This is a genomic window from Aeromonas sp. QDB20 (assembly GCF_027707805.1).
Lineage (GTDB): Bacteria > Pseudomonadota > Gammaproteobacteria > Enterobacterales > Aeromonadaceae > Aeromonas > Aeromonas dhakensis.
On the sequence record NZ_JAPCJC010000004.1, the window covers coordinates 264,437 to 282,042 of the forward strand.

Below are 17,606 nucleotides of genomic sequence, written 5' to 3' on the forward strand. Positions count from 1 at the left end.
TGAGGCGAGCCCGCTGGCTCGCCTTTTCCGCATCTATCGTAGGGGCAAAAAGCCGTCGCCCCCGCCTTGCTCTGCCGGTATAATGCGCGACCCGAATTGTTCCAGGTGGTCAAAATGCAGCCGGTTACCAACCTCTTCTCCTATCCCCGTTACTGGGCCGAGTGCTACGGCACGGCGCCCTTCCTGCCCATGTCCCGCGCGGAGATGGACAAGCTCGGCTGGGACAGCTGTGACATCGTGCTGGTGACAGGTGACGCCTACGTGGATCACCCGAGCTTCGGCATGGCGGTGATTGGCCGCATGCTTGAATCCCAGGGCTTTCGGGTCGGCATCATCGCCCAGCCGGACTGGTCATCGAAGGATGACTTCATGCGCCTGGGCAAGCCGAACCTCTTCTACGGGGTGACCGCGGGCAACATGGACTCCATGATCAACCGCTACACCGCCGACAAAAAATTGCGCCACGACGATGCCTACACCCCGGGGGATGTGGGCGGCAAGCGGCCGGATCGCGCCACCCTGGTCTATACCCAGCGCTGCAAAGAGGCCTATAAAGAGGTCCCGGTGGTCATCGGCGGCATCGAGGCGTCCCTGCGCCGCATCGCCCACTACGACTACTGGTCTGAGACCATCCGCCGCTCGATCCTCATCGACGCCAAGGCCGACATCCTCATCTACGGCAACGCCGAGCGGCCGCTGATCGAGGTGGCTCACCGCATCGCAGGCGGCGAGACCATCGACACCATGCAGGACATTCGCGGCACCGCCGTCATCCGCAAGGAGCCGCTGCCGGGCTGGCGCGGGGTGGATTCGAGCAAGCTCGACCAGATTGGCCGCATCGATCCCATTCCCAATCCCTATATGGAAGGGGCCCCCTGCAGCGACGACGAGGGCACTGCGCCGGTGGAGCAAGAGGCCAAGCCCATCCTGGTGCAGCCGCCCAAGCAAAAACCGTGGGAGCAAACCTACGTCAAGCTGCCGGCGTTCGAGCGGGTGAAGGAAGACAAGGTGCTCTACGCCCATGCGTCGCGCATCCTGCACCACGAGACCAATCCGGGCTGCGCCCGCGCGCTCTCCCAGGCCCACGGCGATCGCATCATCTGGGTCAACCCGCCCGCCTTCCCGCTCGAAACCGACGAGATGGACGGGGTGTTCGGCCTGCCGTACCAGCGGGTGCCGCACCCGGCCTATGGCAACGAGAAAATCCCGGCCTACGACATGATCAAGACCTCGGTCAACATCATGCGTGGCTGCTTCGGCGGCTGCTCCTTCTGCTCCATCACCGAGCACGAAGGGCGCATCATCCAGAGCCGCTCGGAAGAGTCGATTCTCAAAGAAATCGAAGAGATCCGTGACAAGGTGCCGGGCTTTACCGGTGTCATCTCGGATCTGGGCGGCCCCACCGCCAACATGTACAAGCTCCGCTGCAAGAGCCCCAAGGCAGAGCAGACCTGTCGGCGCGCCTCCTGCGTCTGGCCGACCATCTGCCCGCACATGGACACGGACCACAGCCCGACCATCAACCTCTATCGCAAGGCGCGCGACCTCAAGGGCATCAAGAAGATCCTGATTGCCTCTGGCGTGCGCTACGACATCGCGGTGGAAGATCCGCGCTACATCAAGGAGCTGGCCAAGTACCACGTCGGCGGCTACCTCAAGATCGCGCCGGAACACACCGAAGAGGGCCCGCTCTCCAAGATGATGAAGCCGGGCATGGGCAGCTACTACAGCTTCAAGGAGCTGTTCGACAAGTATTCCAAAGAGGCGGGCAAGCAGCAGTACCTGATCCCCTACTTTATCTCCGCCCACCCGGGCACCACGGATGAAGACATGGTGAACATGGCGCTCTGGATCAAGTCCAACCGCTTCAAGCTCGATCAGGTGCAGAACTTCTACCCATCGCCGCTCGCCAACGCCACCACCATGTATTACACCGAGAAAAACCCGCTCAACAAGGTGAGTCGCCAGGGCGGGGACGTGTTCGTGGTGAAAGGGGAGCGTCGCCGTCGTCTGCACAAGGCGCTGCTGCGCTATCACGATCCGGCCGGCTGGCCGATGATCCGCGAAGCCCTGCTGGAGATGGGCAAGGGCCACCTCATCGGCAACGGCCCCGACTGCCTGGTGCCGCCGGAAGGGCGTGGCGAAGCCAAGGCCGAGCGCAGCCGCAGCAAGGGCCTGAGGCCCGCGTTGACCCGCCACAGTGCCATCACCCATCAGCGCAGCAATGGGGCTGGCAACAAGGCCGTCCGCAGCGAGGCTGGTGCAGGGAATGCCCCGGCGGCTAGCAGAAATGGCGGCAAGGTAGGCAATGGCAAACCGGTGGGGTCTCAGCTCCAGAAAAGCTCGGGCAACGGCAAGTCTGCTACACAGGGGGCTGGGCAGGGCGCCGCTCAGGGTAAACCGGCCGGCAAACCCGCCCACAAGGGCAAGACCCCGACCCGTGCAGGCTCTGCCAAGCCGGGCGCCAAACCTGCCACTCAAGGCGGCAAGCCTGCGGCCAAAGGCAATGGTGCCAAGCGACCAGCTCGGTGAGTTTTTCTGATTGGAAAGATATATAAATAAAAAGGCGACCAAATGGTCGCCTTTTTCGATTTGATATAATGTATGGAGATAGAATTATTTTATCTTAACCTTTTTTTGAGGTTGAAAATAACTTTATTTCCTCTTTCTTATACGCATCAGCATCAACTTCATAATCAGTAAAACAGAACATTGATTCTTTGCTGATCCACCGAGGATAAATAGACTTTTTTCTTGAATTTAAATACGGGGTTAGTTGGATAGGTTTTTCTAACTGTCTTACTATATCATCTGAATTTGGCTTTTTACCACTCCACAAAGATAATTTTTTTTGTGGTTCATGTCTTTGACCTTTATTAGTGGTTGTTACTAGATTTATTCTTTTACTTTTAAGGAATCTGCTGAATGCTGAATTATCAGTGATGTATACGCCATTGATTTTTCCCTTCCAAGAAAATGGCATGCAATTATAAATGACAGGTATTATTTCATATTGTGATACATCAACATTGAAATGCTCTTTTATAACATCTGGATGTTGAATTAATGCATTTTTTAAACGTTCTATTTGTTTCAAGGTATCAAGCATATAGTTTTTATTTCGATATGTTTTTACTGGATTGTACCAAGATAAAGATCTGTTTTTGCACTCCAGGAGGAATATTTTTTTATCAACAATAAAAACACCATCATATTCATATTCATCACTCCCCCTTCTGAATTTAAACTCTTTGCAGGGAGATAGTTTTTTTGTAATTAAATTTCTAGTCTCACGTTCAAATCTATAACCTTTTTCACTGATCTGTGTATCTAGTGATGACAATCTTGATAATATTATTCTGGATATTATCGGTGTTGTAAATGCATAGTATGCAAGGTGATATTTATCATCCTGCATCTTAATAAGTGGGCAATCAAATAGGTCTTGCGAATTTTTAGAAAACGAAATCAAATTAATAAAATATAAAGCTTTATCGTTTTCGATGCCAGCGTCTTGAAAATAACTTATTATTTCATCCTTTCTAAATTCAGCTGAGATTTTTCCCTCCCAAATCAATTCAGATAAATAATTTATTATATAGTATCCCCTTATCCAATTGAATAACTCAAGATTATTTAGTTCAACGTTACCAGTAAGGATGTCGGTGCATAAAACTTCACTTAAATACTGACATGTATGGACCTCATCTATAGATATAAAGCTAAACTCATTAATTTTACCTAGCTTTGAAAAACTTGGTGCTATTGTTGATTTAATTCCTGCTGATGAATTCAGTTCAAGAAGATTTTGAAGATGTTTTTTCCTTACCCGTTCACATGCGATTGCATCGTAAGTTTCAAAGGTTGACTCCTCTCGTTCATATACAAAAACATGTTTTAAACCATGATCTTTATATTCTGATGGAACCTCTTCCTCAGCTAAACGATATGCTTTCCCATCAAATGAAATACATTGCTGGCTAATTTTTTCGAGCGATTTCCATGACATGGCCAGTCTTAAAATTTCTTCAGCTTTATCTATGTTTGTTTCATCAACATTTACTTTACTTGGTATGATAACTATGTTTTCAGAGAACCATCTGTGCTTATGTGATAGTAAAAGAAGCGTGATAGTGAGGTACTGGATATATACTTCTAATATGCTATCTGGGTTGTACTCATTGCCATCTGAGTTTTTTAATGACTTGTATGGAGATAGAAGAGTATATTTGGGGATGGTTTTCTGTTGATGCTTTGAATCAATTTTTAATGTTTTAAACTCAGCGATAACTTTTCCGATATGAGACCATACTTGTATGCTTTCATGTTGGTTGCTAAGGTCACAGGCACTGAGTTCTTTCTTTATTTCATCAAATAGATTTTCTGATATTTTTATTGTCTCATGTTTTTCTAAAATAAAATTGTTGATTTGAGAATATTTATCTTTCAGTGTGCATTTCAATTCATCTATAAATGAATCCCTATTATGCCTTTTTTTAATATCGTGTATTAATATTAAATCTGGTCTTGATAGTGTCGTTTTAATTAGGTGTTTGATATGATCTTCGGTTCCGCTTTCAGATTTTAAAAAAGCCTTAAATTTATCTAGTTTGAAATTATTTAACTCATTCTGCATAAAAACCTTCTAATATGAACATCGCAATACTGTTTGGCAGATAGGAAATATATAACTCCCATCTTGATCGGAAATCTGGGGCACCATCTTTAAGTTTAAGAGCAAAGAAAATCTGGGACACCCACCTTTCTGTATGAGGCGCAATGCCACCAAGTTCCACGCTACCGCCCGTGGATGACAGCTTCCAATATGCTCCCCTGACCCGCGCTGGCAGCAACCCATCGCAGCTCAACAGGTTCTGGATGGCCATGGTAATCCAAACGAAACTGCTTAGGCGAGCCTTAAAGTGATGTAACCATCAGAATTGCATCGTTTTTTGAACTGGATCAGCAAACGGATTTGAAAGGGCATATGTGGCTATTTTCACCCCCTAAAAAGATGACTGTCCCTATTGTGGGAGGCTTTGTTATCTTGCCGGGTAGATCGGCTGGGGCGATAGGTACCCCTTGTCTCATCTCAACAGGAGCAATCAGATGGCGTTAAAGGTGCGATCCCGCAGGGAGAAGGTGGGCAGCGGCCTTGGGCTGCTGCTCGGGATCATCGGCTTCAACCTGCTGGTGCCTTTTTTCTTTGAAAAGCAGGCGGGTTTTGATGGCAGCCAGATGCTCTGGGCCGCCGTGACGGCGCTGGTCTGCTCCGAGCTGGGGGCCAGGATGGGCAAGTGGCTGGATTGCCGGGAGCAAACGATAGCCGGCGACTGATTCAGGAGGTGGCCGACAGGTCGCGGGTTGCTCTGAACTGGCTGGGAGTCTGGCCGGTGATGCGCTGAAACTCGCGATTGAAGTTGGATTTGGTCTGAAAACCGGCGTTCATCAAGATCTGGGTGATGCTCTCATCTGTGTTCAGCAGAGCCTGCCTGGCATGGGCAATTCGATATTCGTTGATGACCCTGGGGATGCTCTGCTGGCGCACCAGATTGACGGCACTGGAGATCTGCTTGGCGGGAATGCCCAGTTTGCGTGAGAGACGGGCCAGGGTCAGCTCAGGATCCAGATAGCAAGCTTTCTCCTTCATCAGGTTATCCAGCAGTGCCACGATTTCCCGGGCACGATCTTCGTTCAGCAGCGGCGCTTTCTCAGCGGGCTCGGGAACGGAGGCGGGCATCTCCTCCTCTTCTGCGTCAGCAGTATTGACCCCCACCATCACCACGGCTGCCGCCAGCATAGGCACCAGCATCAGGTGACCCAGCGACAGGATATAGGGCGCCAGCTGGCCTTGGTTGAAGGCGAAGTCGAGGGAGACTGCGGCATCGATGGCCGCCGAAAACAGCAGCATCCAGCCCGCGATATGTTCCGCCCGTCTGACCCCCTCCCACTCATTGAACGAGACATACAGCAGCAGCTGGGTCTTATCGGAAAAGCGCATCAGCGCGATGCCGTAGCAGAGATAGATGGCGGTCAGCAGGCCATCCAGCGGCAGTGGCAACCAGTTGTGGGTCAGCATGCCGAGGGCAACCAGCGCGGGACCGATGCCGTGCAGCCAGGAGAAGCGGGCCCCTGGCGCCTTGGCCCGGCTGAAGATATGCCAGGCGGCCACCGGAATAAGCGAGGCGAGGATCGGCTGCGCGAGACTGAGCAGCGCCAGATCGAAGGTCCAGCGCAGCCCCACCACGCCGGTGGTGATGGCGCACAGCAGCAGAAAGAGGGCGGTCGTTCTGGCCGCCCGGCCAAGGCGCGCCAGCAGCACGGCGGCCAGTAGAGCCAGCAGCAAGGAGACGATAAAAGGTATGGGTATGGCCAGCATCATGTATCCCGTGTGCAAAGAGAAGCCGTTGACCGGCGGCGGCATGCCAGCATAACGGCTTGGGTCAGGCGAATGAAGCCCATGATGGCGCAGGCGCGGTTCGAGGACGACCTGAAACCGGTTTGAGGACGCCCGGGGGTGCTTTGCTCCCCATGATAAGGGCTCCCAATTACCATAAAAGGCAGGTATCCATGTTCTCTTTCTACTGGCTGGGGTGGCAACGCGCCCTGGATTTTTCGGGTCGCGCCACCCGGGCTGAGTGTGGGTGGTTCATGTTGGGCCATCTGCTGATCACCCTGATCTGCATCTGGCTGGACGTGCTGCTTGCCAACCTGGGTTGGCTGGATCTGAGCTACGGCCTGGTAAGCAGCGTGCCCCTGATTGCGCTTATCGTGCGTCGTTTGCACGACACCGGCCGCTCCGGTTGGTGGGGCTGGGTCTTTCTGGTGCCGGCCGTGGGGCCCTTGCTGCTTATCTATTTGTTGGCGCAGCAAAGCGGGGCAACCCATGTTGGCAAGGAGGCATCGGCATGAGACACGCACTCTGGCTGTTTATGTTGTGCTGCTCGCTGGCGGTGGCCGCCGTCGACAATCCCCACGATTTTCCCAAGGGGGCACTGGGCCTGCTGCAGGTCGACAGCCTGACCCGTGGCGAGCTGCTGTGGCTGCAAGGGCGGGTGGGGGAGGGAACCTATACCACCACGGATGCCGAGGGACGTCACTGCGCCATCCGGGTGCCGGTGGCGGTCGGCAAGGTGGCGAGCAGCGGCCTTGGCATCGACTCCGCCGCGGGGCTGGCCATCGTCGTCATGACGCCGCGGCTTGATGCGGCGCTCAGCAAGGGGGAGCGGGTGAACAGCAGCGACTTCACCTTCTCCCGCGAGGCCGCTGACCCGGCGGCCGACGGCTATATCGTCAGCGGGATCGCGGCCGACGAAGGGTTTGTGCTGAACTCGCGGCGGCGCTGGATAGCCTGGCTGCTGGAAGACAAACCGGCGCTGCGCTGTCAATGAGGCCTCCCTCGTCGGGAGGATGCGCCGGCCAGGGAAGTTCCACTGGCCGGTGCACTTACTGCCACACCTCCTGCCCCTTGGCATTGAGCAGGGTGTGAAACAGATAGTGATCGTCCCGATCGTAATAGACGGTAATGGTGTGACGCTCGGTGTAGTCCGCCGCCACGCCGGCCACCGTCATGGGCACCAGGATCAGCTCCCCCAGCCCCATTGTCACGGCGCTCGCCGTGGCCTGGCCATTGCCGTCACCGCGCTTGTGGATCTTGCCGAGCACGGTAAACCGATCGCAGCCCTGCACCTTATCCTCGGTCAGAAAGGTGGCCTGCTGGCAGAGCTGGGGCTTGCCCAGTTCGGCGCGAATGGTCGTGCGGGTCTCCCCCGTTGCCAGGGTGTTGCGAAAGCGCCCCGAGTAGTGATCGAGGGCGGCGGCGCAGCCGCCCAGCAGCAATGGCAGCAGCGGCGTGAGCCGCAGACAGGCGCGTTTCATGGGCGGGCCTTCTCATCTGCCAGGGCTGCATCACCCCGCCGTTCAGGTTCGCTGCGATGCAAGAAGGTGGTCAGGGTATCGCGCGGCGGCGTGATGCCGCACTGCACCAGGATCCGGCCGATCGCCCCCCTGTGATAGCCGCCGTGGGTCACCAGGTGCAGCAGCATCTCGGCGCGGCTCATCTGCCCCTGGTCGCCATCCGTGAACTGAAACCGGACCTGGGTATTGCACGCCTGCGGGCTCAGGGTCGTCACATACTCCACCAGCCAGTTATCCAGTGCCGTGACCGCGCCGTGCAGCGCCGCCAGGGTCGGCGTCTCTGTCGTATTGGTGGCGGTAAAACCGTGCCGTTCCCCCAGCAGGTTGGCCTTGAAGATGGCATCGACCACATGGATATGGTTGAAGATGCGCAGGGCCGTGTGGTGAGCCTCGCCATATTGCGCGGCATCCAGGGTGGCGAGGGCCGCCAGCAGTTCGTCATCGGCCCAGCGCTTGTAATGGAAAAGGGATTGCAGCGTCTCGTTGTTCATCGGTTCCTTGCCCTCATCTGCTCCTTGAAAGGTGGGCATGGTAGCCAAGAAGAGACTGATATGAAACCTGTTCTGCGGCGGTATCGACAGCAGGTCGGTTGCTGCCAGTACGCGGTCAGCCGGGCTCCATGGGCCTGCCAGCCTATGATCCGCTCTCGCTCCGGCTGGTGAAACATAAGGTGATCAATCAGTTACATAGGGCTGACCATAAGGCCGTCATCCCGGGCGTCGCTGAAGGCTGGGGGAGCCAGAGGCACTCGTCCGAAGCCAGCACTGCCCCCAGTTTCGCGGGGCAGGAGAGGCGGCAAAGGGGCGGCCAGATGCCCTGAAATATCTGGTTACACTCTTCCCGTCCTGTTGATTGAATAGTGATTGAATAACGAGGTGCCGGGTGTGAAGATGCGCGCCACTCGCGACACGAGCCTGCTCGGCGAGAGATATCAAAAAAGCGACAGCGGTGATGGCGGCGGTGAGCGTCGCGGTCAACACCGCGGCAAAACCGGGCCGGGATGGCCCGCCATCTGTGAGTTCAGACCCCATGAAAAAACTGTTTCTGTTGTTGCCCGCGCTGGCGCTGACGGCCTGTGCCGGCAGCATGACCTCTGTTGACAAGACCAGCCCGCAAGGGCGCAAAGTGGTGGTGGGCCAATTCCCGCCCAAACCGGAGAACTTGTGCACCCTCAAGCACAACGAAGAGCTCCCGATGAACCTGCTGGAGCGCTATAGCAGCGCAGGACTGCTCAACTCCTATCTGAACAACAACCAGGAGAGCGTCAAGGTGGCCGACGAGAAGCAGGCCAACTATGTCCACGTCTATATCCCCGCCCGTAAAATGCTGTTCGGGGTGATCGACCTTAACTACAACGACAAGCCGCGGGTCACCTACTACGACTGCCAGTCCCTCAAAGGGCTGTCACGGGGCTGATCCTCGCAGGCCGATCCGGCGTGTAATGCAAGCAACAGATGCAGAAACAGGGGCGACCGGCGGGTCGCCCCTGTTGCTTTTGGCGCCGCCGATGGAGGGGAGAGGAGGGGAGTGCTACTCTGTCCGCCAGTTTGCATTGACCGGTTGGCGCAGGCGTTCACCATCGCTGACTCTGCCCACGCGTGCCTGATAAAACAAGGAGTTGTCATGCGCATTGCCCTCGTAGGTCTGGGTGATATCGCCCAGAAAGCCTATCTGCCGCTGCTGGCCAGTGACGAGCGAGTCACCCCGCTGCTCTGTACCCGCAATCCAGCGGTATTGGATAAGCTGGCCCGCCAGTACCGTATCGCCGAGCGCTTCACCGAAGTCGCTGACCTGCTGGCAAGCCACCCCGATGCGGTGATGATCCACGCCACCACCGCGGTGCACCTTGAGCTGGCCGTCCTGTGCCTGCGCGCCGGCATCCCCACCTTTGTCGACAAGCCGCTCTGCGACACTCTTGCCGGGGTAGAGAGCCTCGCCAATATCGCCATCGCCAAGAACTGCCCGCTGTTTGTGGGCTTCAACCGCCGCTATCTGCCCGCCATGAGTGCGGCCCGGGCGCTGCCGCTTGCAGATAATCAGCCGCTCACCGAGCTCAACTGGCAAAAGCACCGCCACGCCCTGGCGGGGGCCCCGCGCTCGTTTCTGTTCGACGACTTTATCCATGTGCTCGACAGCCTCTGCTACTACGGGGGGGCGCCTGATGGGGATCTGCATGCGGTGCTGCGGCGCTGTACCCGTCAGCCGGCGCTGCTGGCCGGGGTGAGCGTGGCCTGGCAGAGCGGGCAGGTGGCGGTGAGCGGCATCATGAACCGCAGTGCTGGCATTACCGAGGAGCGTATCGACGCCTATGGCGACAACCTCTCCCTGCATATCGAGAACTGCACCCGGGGCACCCTGGCCCGCGATAAAACCGTGCAGACCCTGGCCCCCGACGACTGGCAGTCGGTGCTGGCGAGCCGGGGCTTTGTCTCCATGCTGGCCCACTGGTATCAGCAGATTGAGGCGGGGCGGGCCGACGGAGCGCTGATAGAGAGCTATCTGCACAGCCACCGGCTGGCGGAGCAACTGGTGGCCCTGGCGGGGGAGTGAGGGTGAGCGCCGCGCCGGTTTGCTCGGGCCATGGGTTGGGCGGCAGGCGAAAAAATCGTCGGACCACTGTATGAGATGGCGCATCCCTGCGCAGTCGGCAGGGGAGGGCGCCTGCCGGGCGAGCCAAGCGCTGGCTTGTTTGCTATCTTGGCGAGCAGAAACGGCCTTCAGAGCAGCAGCGAGTCTATGAGCATTATTTTGGGGATAGATCCGGGCTCCCGGATCACCGGTTACGGGGTCATTCGCATCGTGGCGGGCAAGGCGGAGTACCTGGGCTCGGGTTGCATCCGCACCGACCTGGGGGAGCTGCCGTCGCGCCTCAAGCAGGTCTATGACGGGGTGAGCGAGATCATCACCCAGTTCAAGCCGGACGAGTTTGCCATCGAACGGGTCTTTATGGCGCGCAATGCCGATTCGGCCTTGAAGCTGGGTCAGGCTCGCGGCAGCGCCATCGTGGCGGCGGTCAATGCCCTGCTGCCAGTGAGCGAATACTCGGCCACCCAGATCAAGCAGGCGGTGGTGGGCACCGGCGGCGCCGCCAAGGAGCAGGTGCAGCACATGGTGACCCACCTGCTCAAGCTCTCGGCCACCCCCCAGGCGGATGCGGCGGATGCCCTCGGGGTGGCGCTCTGCCACTTCCATACCCGCCAGATCCTGATCAAGATGGCCGGACGCAGCACGGGATCGGTGCGCGGTCGCTACCGCTGAGCCGCGCATGCCACTGTGATAGCGGCACTATCGGGCAACCGGCCATATATCGGCGGGTTGCTTCCTCTGGCAGCGGTGGCTGTCGGCAGAAGCCTCAAAAGGGTCACTTTCTGTCGCACCTCCTCTCCACCGAGAAGGGCTGCCTGATCGGTCGCTAACGACAATCCTCTCAGTTAATCAACGGCTTGTGATGCATATCACGTCTTATGGCCGTGCCCCCCTCCCTTCGCATGCCCGATCCTGACTCCCATAATATGCGCCGGCCGCGTGGTGCGGCCCGGTGAGCCCTGGGCTCCCGCTTCATCCATCATTGGGAGAGTCGAGAAGTGAAACCTTTTGCAGCTGAATTCATGGGCACCTTCTGGCTGGTGCTGGGGGGCTGCGGCAGCGCCGTGCTGGCCGCCGCCTTTCCGAACGTCGGCATCGGCCTGCTCGGCGTGGCGCTGGCCTTCGGTCTGACCGTGCTGACCATGGCTTACGCCATCGGCCATATCTCGGGCTGTCACCTGAACCCAGCCGTGACCATTGGCCTGTGGGCCGGCGGTCGTTTTCCGGCCTCCGGCGTGCTGCCCTACATGGTCGCTCAGGTGCTGGGCGGGATTGCTGCAGCGGCGGTGCTCTATGTGATTGCCAGCGGTCAGGCCGGTTTTGACCTGGCGGCGGGCTTTGCCTCCAACGGCTATGGCGAGCACTCTCCGGGCGGCTACAGCATGCTGGCGGCGCTGGTGTGCGAAGTGGTGATGACAGCTTTCTTCCTGTTCGTCATCATGGGCGCCACCGACAGCCGGGCCCCGGCCGGGTTTGCCCCCATCGCCATCGGCCTGTGCCTGACCCTCATTCACCTCATCAGCATTCCGGTGACCAATACCTCGGTCAACCCGGCGCGCAGCACGGGTGTGGCCTTCTTCGTGGGGGGCTGGGCACTGAGCCAGCTGTGGCTGTTTTGGGTTGCGCCCATCGTCGGTGCCATTCTGGGTGCATTGGCCTATCGCGCGATCGCGACCAAAGCCTGATCCGTCAGGGCAGCAAAGTGTGGTATCGACACGCCCCCGGGCGTGTTTTTTCGTTTCTGGCGGGTACGAAAACGGGCCGCAAGGGCCCGCAAAGTTGCTTGGTCGTCGGCAAGAGGGGAGGGGCTACAACCCCTTGGCGCTCAGCATGTCTTTGTAGCGCTGGCGCAGCAGCTGCACCCGCTCCACACATAGGCATAGGTGCGGGTTTCGGCCATATGGGAGGGTGTGCCACCTTGTTTGTGGCTTACCAAGGGCTTACAACCCCTTGGCGCTCAACATGTCCTTGTAGCGCTGGCGCAGCAGCTGCACCCGCTCCACATAGGCGCGGGTTTCTGCGTAAGGGGGTATGCCCCCATGCTTTTGCACCGCGCCGGCACCGGCGTTGTAGGCCGCGGTGGCCAGCGCCACGTTGCCGCCATACTGCTTGAGCAGCCCCGCCAGGTACTTCACCCCGCCGAAGATGTTCTGCTCCGCCAGCATGGCGTTGCCCACCCCCAGCTCCCGCGCCGTGGCGGGCATCAGCTGGGTCAGCCCCATGGCCCCCTTGCGGGACACGGCGAGGGGGTTGAAGGCGGATTCGGCGTGGATCAGCGCCCGGATGAGGGCCGGCTCCACCTGATAGGCCTTGGCTGCCGCCTGGATGGTGCTGGCGTAGTCATAGAGAAACAGGCCGGTGGTGTGCCAGTTGACCTTGGAGTCGGGGTCGCAGGCGTAGCAGTCGTTGAACAGCAGCAGCTCGTAGTGACCCTGTTCCGGCATCATGTCGGAGTAGCGCACCACGCCATTTTTCTGCACCGATTTGTAGACCTGGATCTGGCGGGTGCCGGGCGGCAGCGGAGGGCTGGCCGGCTCGGGTGGCGGCAGCACCCCCGGGGTGTGCAGGGTGACGGGGGCCGTCGCGGGGGGCGGGGCCGGCGGCTCGGCAGTGAGGATCACCACCTCGGCCGGGGCGGGTGTCTGGCTCCAGCCGGGCGGGGAGAACAGCGGGATCAATCCCATCAACATCCATGCTTTCAACGGCTTGCTCCTTCAGCCTCGTTAGCCTTGTTGAGTAAAGCATCACGGCGCGGGCAGAACAAGCCCGCGCAGGCCGAGGTGTGGCCGCGGTTCACCATTTTGTGTGCGCAATAAAAAAGCGAGGCCGCCTGGTGGCAGCCTCGCACGGCAGTTGCCGGTTTACTCCTGCAGCCAGAGGCGGGCACTGCGGGCGGGAATGGCGACCCGGACCCACTGGCTCTGCACGTTGACCACAGCGCTCTGGTCGAGCACGTCCCGATAGTTGCGATACCAGGTCATCTCGAACTTGGCGGTATCGAGCCAGTACTCCTGCTCGTAGTCGCACTTGTTGATGCCGACCAGCCCCTGCTTGCCGCGCTTGAACAGCACGAAACAGTCGCCGCTGCCGACCAGCTGCATGGGCTGGCCCTGCACCGCGTTGTGGAAGCGGATCATCCCCTTGATGTCGCTGCGCAGGTAGTAGTCCTGCCAGCGCAGCCCGTCCTTGGCCTGGGTCTCGCCGTGATCCGAATAGACCAGCGGCGAGCCGCCATCGCGACCAAGCAGGTAGGCGTAGGCCAGCTTCTCGTCGGTCGGGTTCAGGATCTGGTAGCGAAAGCCGTCGTTGGTGGGAATGTCGTGGGTGATGGCGAAGGTGACCGCCCGGCTGCCCGGCAGGGCCTGGCCATAGGCACCGGGATCCGCCAGCAGGTTCATGCTGCCACCATAGCCGAGCGCCCCGCGCAGGGAGGCGAACAGCGGGAAGTCATAGGCACCCTGACCGCTGCTGTCGAGATAGGGCTTGAGGAAGCGCTCGTAGTCGTTGCTGCCGGCACCGCCGGTGGTGATCACCTCGCCGAACACGTGCATCCCCTGCTTTATCTCCGGGGTGAACACGGCATTGATCTGGTAATCGCTCATGTGCTTGACTGCATCGACCCGAAAGCCCTTGATGCCCATCCCCTTGAGCGCCTTGAGGTAGGCCTGCTGCTGGCTCACCACCCAGTTGTTAGGGTCGAGATCCGGCAGACCCTTGTCGCCGGCACCGCCGCACAGCCGCCAGAACTGCACGTTGCCCGGATCGTTCCAGTCGCTGATGCACCCTTCCGGATGGAAGTCCTGGCCGGCCAGGAAGTTCTGGCCCAGATCGCCAAACAGCTTCTGCCGCTCGAAGTAGCCGGGGTTGGCGGCATAGCTTTGCAGCAGTTCGCTGCCGGGGTAGTTGAGATCGCTGCGCTTCCAGCTCTCGTTGGCCATGTGGTTGAGCACCACGTCCGCGTAGACGGCGATGCCCCGAGCCTGCATGGCGGCGATCAGCTGCTCGAGATCCTGCTTGTTGCCAAGGGGGGTATCGATGAGGCGCAGATCCTGGGGTTGGTAGCGTGCCCACCACTCGTTGCCCGATGACTTGAGGGGCGGCGAGATGAGCACCTGTTTGTAGCCGGCAGCCTTGATGAGATCGGCCTTGGCGGTGACTTCACTGTATTTCCAGTTGAAGGCGTGCAGTATGACGTCGGCGTGTGCCAAAGGAGCGATCAGCATGCCTGCGATCGCCCAGATTCCCGCTGTGTGTTTCATTATTGTCAGTCCTTTTATTGGGTGCCCTGATGGGCACCCAGAGCCTCACACCAGCCTGGCTGGCCGGCAATCGCCTGACGGTGATTTTGTGAGCACTTTCAAAGCGGACTGTGCGGATCTGTGACGGCTTGCAAAAAACCGCACAGATCCCATCATTACTGATTTTTCAATCACTTAGCGGGTTGTATTGCAACTCAGTCGACCCCGTTGTTGTAGAGCGGCTGCCAGGCACAGTAGCGCTGGCCATTGCGCTGGTTGTAGAGCCAGAAGCGGTTGCAGTTGTCGTCGTAGTTGCTGGCGCCGACGTTGACGGCATAGCTGCTCAGCTTCTGTCCCTGCAGGGACTGGAACACTCCGTTGTAGAGCAGGGAGAAGTGCAGGTGTGGGCCGGTGGAGGAGCCGCCCTCGCACAGGGCCTCGTTGCGGTTGCTGGCATAGGTGCCGATGGGGGTGTCGGCGGCCACGTAGTCGCCGCTGCGCACCGAGATCCCGCTCATGTGGTAGTAGTTGGTGGCCCAGCCGTTGGGGGCGGTGACTCGCACCTGGCAGCGGGAGAAGACGGTGACGGTGCCGCTGTTGGCGGCGGTGACCGTGTAGGTGGCACCGCCCCAGCCCGGCCAGTCGTAGGAGACGTCGATGGAGGAGTAGGGGTAGCCGGAGCCGGTATGGGAGTGGGCGCCGTTGGCCTTCCAGCTGTAGCCCTGGCGCCAGGGCAGCTGGAACTGGCCGCCAGCCAGCGGTGCCGCGGGCGCGGCCGCGCCGCCCCCGGGGGAAGTCATGGCGTCCTGGCCGAACAGGGTCTGCCACTGCTCACCAAGCTGCTGCTGCACTGGCGCGCTCAGCAGGCTGGCGAGGGCGGCCTGGTGCGCGGCTTGCGGCGCCAGGGCAGGGGTGCGGCGCGGGGTGAGCTGCTGTTGGGCGCGGGCCTGATAGAAGCGCTCGGAGAGCTGGCGCGCCATCAGCTCCAGCTGATTGTCAAAGCCCCTGGCCTTCACCAGCTTGGCGAATGGCGCCGCCATGGCCTGTTCGGAGGGGGCCGAGATGAGCTGGCTGCTCGTCTCCATCAGGGCCAGCAGCAGCTGGGGGTTGAGGCTGGTGATGCCGCTCCAGTGCAGGATCACCTCCTCCTTGGGCAGCAGGTGAGGCGCCTGTTGCAGCAGGAAATCGTGCAGATCGAACGCCATGGCCGCCTCGCCGAACACGAAGTGGGCCTCATCCAGGGGGAGTGCCGGGGCTTGGCCGGTGGCAAGCTGCTGCGCCGTGAAGTGATAGGGGGCAAGCGGGACATGGATGTCGCCGGCCCAGCCGGCGGCGGGCAGCAAGGCTAGCAGCAACAGGGAGGGGATCGGTCTGGACATGATAGCTCCTTGGCAAAGTGGTGAGGTGTCGGTGTGGGGGTGACCCCACGCAGGCAACAACAGCGCGATGCTATGCCAAGGTTTCACCATAGGGCGAAACGGTAAAGTTGCTATTCGAATGGGGCTTTTTGTGCGGGGAGATGACGAGAATGATTTGTTAATAAATGTTTACGCGATCTGTTTGTAGAGCCAAATCAGTAGGTTGCGGGTCATCAAATGGCGGGCTGCCGTAAAGGGCCAAGAGAAGGGACAAACAGTGTCTGCCTCGGGTTTGCCGTGCTAGGATTGCGGTTTGCCGCCGCGCCGGCAGCATGTTAAAAAGTATGCAACTTGGTGTGGTTATTGGCTTTTTTGTTACTAAAAGCCGTGATATCTTCATGCTGGTCGGATCTCTTCGACCAACAACTTCTGTGCGAGGATCTGGCCGGATGGCCAAGGATGAAACGAGTGTGATAGGCAAACGGGCGATGGAACTCACGTTCGAAGAGTACTGCGATGCGGATCTCTCCCTGATCAGGGACTACTACGAAACCACTTTCTCCCACTATGTGCCGGATCTGGCCGAGCGGATCTTCGTGGTACGCGACGCCCACTGGCTGGTGGGGGCCGTGCGCCTGCGCGACGAACAGGATTACTATCACCTCTGCGGCTTTCGCCTGCTGCCCCACTACCAGTCGCTGGGGCTGGGTTCTCGCCTGTTGCAACACGCTTGCAGCGATCTGCTGGACAAGCCGGTGATCTGCCAGGCCTTGCCGTTCGAAAAGCCCTTCTACCTCAAGGCCGGCTTCGCCGACCTGTCCCTGCACGAGCTGGAGGGGCCGCTCTTCTCCCTTTATGACCAGCAGCGCGAACAGGGTTACCAGATCGAGCTGCTGGTGCGCCAGGCCAAGGCCCCCGTCTACAACTGATCCCTTACTGGGGCTTGGTCAGCAGGTGGATCTTGCCCGGTGACAGCTCCAGCCCCAGCAGATTCTCCTTCAGCCAGGCCTGATTCGGATCCTTGGCATCGAGCCGGTAGACCGGTTGGGTCTCCAGCCGCTTCTCCATGCTCTGCAGCAGCATGCCGAGCATGAAGCCGAACTTCTGCTGCGCCGCCTCAGGCTCCAGCTTGTATTCAATCAACTTCATGTTGTCGAGGAACAGGGCGCTCTGCGCCTTGTCGTAACGCGGCCTCGCCTCGTAGGCCATGTTCAGCCGGGCGTCGTATTCGGTGTTGTCCGGCAGGGCGATCTTGAGCTTGCCCTTGCCGTAGACCCGGGCGGTGTCCGGGCTCTGACGCCCGATCTGCACGTCGCTCTGCTCGAGCTGCACATGGGCCTTGATGATGCCGGGCAGCTCCAGCTGTTTGTTCACTTGCACCTGGGATTGCAGGTACTGGTTTATCTGTTGCTCATTGATGTCATATGAGCCTTGACCTAGCATGGCCAGACTGAGCAGCATAGATGACAGGATCATGCTAACGACCTGATTGAATGGGTGTGTCTTA

Annotated in this window: 18 protein-coding genes; 9 read left to right on the plus strand and 9 right to left on the minus strand. The window is 58.8% G+C overall.

The genetic code is table 11. The features are described 5' to 3' along the window. Positions 1–114: 114 nt before the first annotated feature. Positions 115–2,532, plus strand: a complete 2,418-nt coding sequence (locus tag PG897_RS06940; RefSeq protein WP_201880477.1) for a YgiQ family radical SAM protein — start codon at positions 115–117, stop codon at positions 2,530–2,532. A 94-nt stretch (positions 2,533–2,626) separates the two neighbouring features. Here PG897_RS06940 and PG897_RS06945 read toward each other — a convergent pair whose 3' ends face one another. Together PG897_RS06945 and PG897_RS06950 are read right to left on the minus strand one after the other, a co-directional pair. Continuing rightward, positions 2,627–4,636, minus strand: coding sequence for a hypothetical protein (locus tag PG897_RS06945; protein ID WP_201885077.1), 2,010 nt, complete (start codon positions 4,634–4,636; stop codon positions 2,627–2,629). Beyond that, on the minus strand, positions 4,626–4,886 hold the full coding sequence (locus PG897_RS06950) for a hypothetical protein (protein WP_201880481.1): 261 nt from the start codon (positions 4,884–4,886) through the stop codon (positions 4,626–4,628). The genes PG897_RS06945 and PG897_RS06950 overlap by 11 nt, the downstream gene beginning before the upstream one ends. Positions 4,887–5,109: 223 nt before the next feature. Here PG897_RS06950 and PG897_RS06955 point away from each other — a divergent pair, with 223 nt between their 5' ends. Further along, entirely contained in the window at positions 5,110–5,337 is a 228-nt protein-coding gene (locus PG897_RS06955) for a hypothetical protein (RefSeq protein ID WP_201880483.1), read from the plus strand. 1 nt (position 5,338) lies between these two features. On the opposite strand, the gene PG897_RS06960 is transcribed toward PG897_RS06955, so the two are convergent. Next, on the minus strand, positions 5,339–6,379 hold the full coding sequence (locus PG897_RS06960) for a helix-turn-helix transcriptional regulator (protein ID WP_201880485.1): 1,041 nt from the start codon (positions 6,377–6,379) through the stop codon (positions 5,339–5,341). A 191-nt stretch (positions 6,380–6,570) separates the two neighbouring features. On the opposite strand from PG897_RS06960, the gene PG897_RS06965 reads away from it, so the two are divergent. Both PG897_RS06965 and PG897_RS06970 read left to right on the plus strand, forming a co-directional pair. Then, entirely contained in the window at positions 6,571–6,912 is a 342-nt protein-coding gene (locus tag PG897_RS06965) for a DUF805 domain-containing protein (protein ID WP_201880488.1), read from the plus strand. Next, positions 6,909–7,391, plus strand: a complete 483-nt coding sequence (locus tag PG897_RS06970) for a hypothetical protein (protein ID WP_095593171.1) — start codon at positions 6,909–6,911, stop codon at positions 7,389–7,391. Before PG897_RS06965 ends, PG897_RS06970 begins: the two co-directional genes overlap by 4 nt. 55 nt (positions 7,392–7,446) lie before the next feature. On the opposite strand, the gene PG897_RS06975 is transcribed toward PG897_RS06970, so the two are convergent. Continuing rightward, positions 7,447–7,878, minus strand: coding sequence for a hypothetical protein (locus PG897_RS06975; RefSeq protein WP_201880491.1), 432 nt, complete (start codon positions 7,876–7,878; stop codon positions 7,447–7,449). Continuing rightward, the gene (locus PG897_RS06980) at positions 7,875–8,408 is read right to left on the minus strand and encodes a DinB family protein (protein WP_201880494.1); all 534 of its coding nucleotides are present in this window, start codon (positions 8,406–8,408) and stop codon (positions 7,875–7,877) included. The genes PG897_RS06975 and PG897_RS06980 overlap by 4 nt, the downstream gene beginning before the upstream one ends. Positions 8,409–8,946: 538 nt before the next feature. On the opposite strand from PG897_RS06980, the gene PG897_RS06985 reads away from it, so the two are divergent. From PG897_RS06985 to aqpZ, 4 genes are all read left to right on the plus strand, one after another. Continuing rightward, positions 8,947–9,333, plus strand: coding sequence for a hypothetical protein (locus PG897_RS06985; RefSeq protein ID WP_005298645.1), 387 nt, complete (start codon positions 8,947–8,949; stop codon positions 9,331–9,333). A 207-nt stretch (positions 9,334–9,540) separates the two neighbouring features. Beyond that, the gene (locus PG897_RS06990; RefSeq protein ID WP_201880496.1) at positions 9,541–10,467 is read left to right on the plus strand and encodes a Gfo/Idh/MocA family protein; all 927 of its coding nucleotides are present in this window, start codon (positions 9,541–9,543) and stop codon (positions 10,465–10,467) included. Between the two features lie 186 nt (positions 10,468–10,653). Further along, on the plus strand, positions 10,654–11,175 hold the full coding sequence (gene ruvC / locus PG897_RS06995) for a crossover junction endodeoxyribonuclease RuvC (protein ID WP_005298649.1): 522 nt from the start codon (positions 10,654–10,656) through the stop codon (positions 11,173–11,175). Between the two features lie 326 nt (positions 11,176–11,501). Further along, complete coding sequence (aqpZ, locus tag PG897_RS07000) at positions 11,502–12,188, plus strand: aquaporin Z (protein WP_201880499.1); 687 nt, start codon at positions 11,502–11,504, stop codon at positions 12,186–12,188. A gap of 255 nt (positions 12,189–12,443) precedes the next feature. On the opposite strand, the gene PG897_RS07005 is transcribed toward aqpZ, so the two are convergent. From PG897_RS07005 to PG897_RS07015, 3 genes are all read right to left on the minus strand, one after another. After that, on the minus strand, positions 12,444–13,193 hold the full coding sequence (locus PG897_RS07005) for a lytic transglycosylase domain-containing protein (RefSeq protein WP_043170849.1): 750 nt from the start codon (positions 13,191–13,193) through the stop codon (positions 12,444–12,446). A gap of 171 nt (positions 13,194–13,364) precedes the next feature. Next, positions 13,365–14,762, minus strand: a complete 1,398-nt coding sequence (locus PG897_RS07010) for an alpha-amylase family protein (RefSeq protein ID WP_043170850.1) — start codon at positions 14,760–14,762, stop codon at positions 13,365–13,367. A 194-nt stretch (positions 14,763–14,956) separates the two neighbouring features. Continuing rightward, positions 14,957–16,120, minus strand: coding sequence for a M23 family metallopeptidase (locus tag PG897_RS07015; RefSeq protein ID WP_043170852.1), 1,164 nt, complete (start codon positions 16,118–16,120; stop codon positions 14,957–14,959). 428 nt (positions 16,121–16,548) lie between these two features. Between PG897_RS07015 and PG897_RS07020 the strand changes: the two genes are divergently transcribed. Further along, positions 16,549–17,028 (plus strand): GNAT family N-acetyltransferase, encoded by a 480-nt coding sequence (locus PG897_RS07020; protein WP_201880502.1) that lies wholly within the window; start codon positions 16,549–16,551, stop codon positions 17,026–17,028. 4 nt (positions 17,029–17,032) lie between these two features. On the opposite strand, the gene PG897_RS07025 is transcribed toward PG897_RS07020, so the two are convergent. Then, positions 17,033–17,575 (minus strand): DUF1439 domain-containing protein, encoded by a 543-nt coding sequence (locus PG897_RS07025; RefSeq protein ID WP_005298658.1) that lies wholly within the window; start codon positions 17,573–17,575, stop codon positions 17,033–17,035. Positions 17,576–17,606: the final 31 nt, after the last annotated feature.

What these genes read in the sequence shown, in the direction of transcription:
- PG897_RS06950 (WP_201880481.1), bottom strand. Translation starts at nt 4,886, where the DNA reads ATGGCCATCCAGAACCTGTTGAGCTGCGATGGGTTGCTGCCAGCGCGG.
- PG897_RS07020 (WP_201880502.1), top strand. Translation starts at nt 16,549, where the DNA reads ATGGCCAAGGATGAAACGAGTGTGATAGGCAAACGGGCGATGGAACTC.
- PG897_RS06965 (WP_201880488.1), top strand. Translation starts at nt 6,571, where the DNA reads ATGTTCTCTTTCTACTGGCTGGGGTGGCAACGCGCCCTGGATTTTTCG.
- PG897_RS06975 (WP_201880491.1), bottom strand. Translation starts at nt 7,878, where the DNA reads ATGAAACGCGCCTGTCTGCGGCTCACGCCGCTGCTGCCATTGCTGCTG.
- PG897_RS07005 (WP_043170849.1), bottom strand. Translation starts at nt 13,193, where the DNA reads ATGTTGATGGGATTGATCCCGCTGTTCTCCCCGCCCGGCTGGAGCCAG.
- PG897_RS06990 (WP_201880496.1), top strand. Translation starts at nt 9,541, where the DNA reads ATGCGCATTGCCCTCGTAGGTCTGGGTGATATCGCCCAGAAAGCCTAT.
- PG897_RS06960 (WP_201880485.1), bottom strand. Translation starts at nt 6,379, where the DNA reads ATGCTGGCCATACCCATACCTTTTATCGTCTCCTTGCTGCTGGCTCTA.
- PG897_RS07015 (WP_043170852.1), bottom strand. Translation starts at nt 16,120, where the DNA reads ATGTCCAGACCGATCCCCTCCCTGTTGCTGCTAGCCTTGCTGCCCGCC.
- PG897_RS06985 (WP_005298645.1), top strand. Translation starts at nt 8,947, where the DNA reads ATGAAAAAACTGTTTCTGTTGTTGCCCGCGCTGGCGCTGACGGCCTGT.
- PG897_RS07010 (WP_043170850.1), bottom strand. Translation starts at nt 14,762, where the DNA reads ATGAAACACACAGCGGGAATCTGGGCGATCGCAGGCATGCTGATCGCT.
- ruvC (WP_005298649.1), top strand. Translation starts at nt 10,654, where the DNA reads ATGAGCATTATTTTGGGGATAGATCCGGGCTCCCGGATCACCGGTTAC.
- PG897_RS06955 (WP_201880483.1), top strand. Translation starts at nt 5,110, where the DNA reads ATGGCGTTAAAGGTGCGATCCCGCAGGGAGAAGGTGGGCAGCGGCCTT.
- PG897_RS06970 (WP_095593171.1), top strand. Translation starts at nt 6,909, where the DNA reads ATGAGACACGCACTCTGGCTGTTTATGTTGTGCTGCTCGCTGGCGGTG.
- PG897_RS06940 (WP_201880477.1), top strand. Translation starts at nt 115, where the DNA reads ATGCAGCCGGTTACCAACCTCTTCTCCTATCCCCGTTACTGGGCCGAG.
- PG897_RS07025 (WP_005298658.1), bottom strand. Translation starts at nt 17,575, where the DNA reads ATGATCCTGTCATCTATGCTGCTCAGTCTGGCCATGCTAGGTCAAGGC.
- PG897_RS06945 (WP_201885077.1), bottom strand. Translation starts at nt 4,636, where the DNA reads ATGCAGAATGAGTTAAATAATTTCAAACTAGATAAATTTAAGGCTTTT.
- PG897_RS06980 (WP_201880494.1), bottom strand. Translation starts at nt 8,408, where the DNA reads ATGAACAACGAGACGCTGCAATCCCTTTTCCATTACAAGCGCTGGGCC.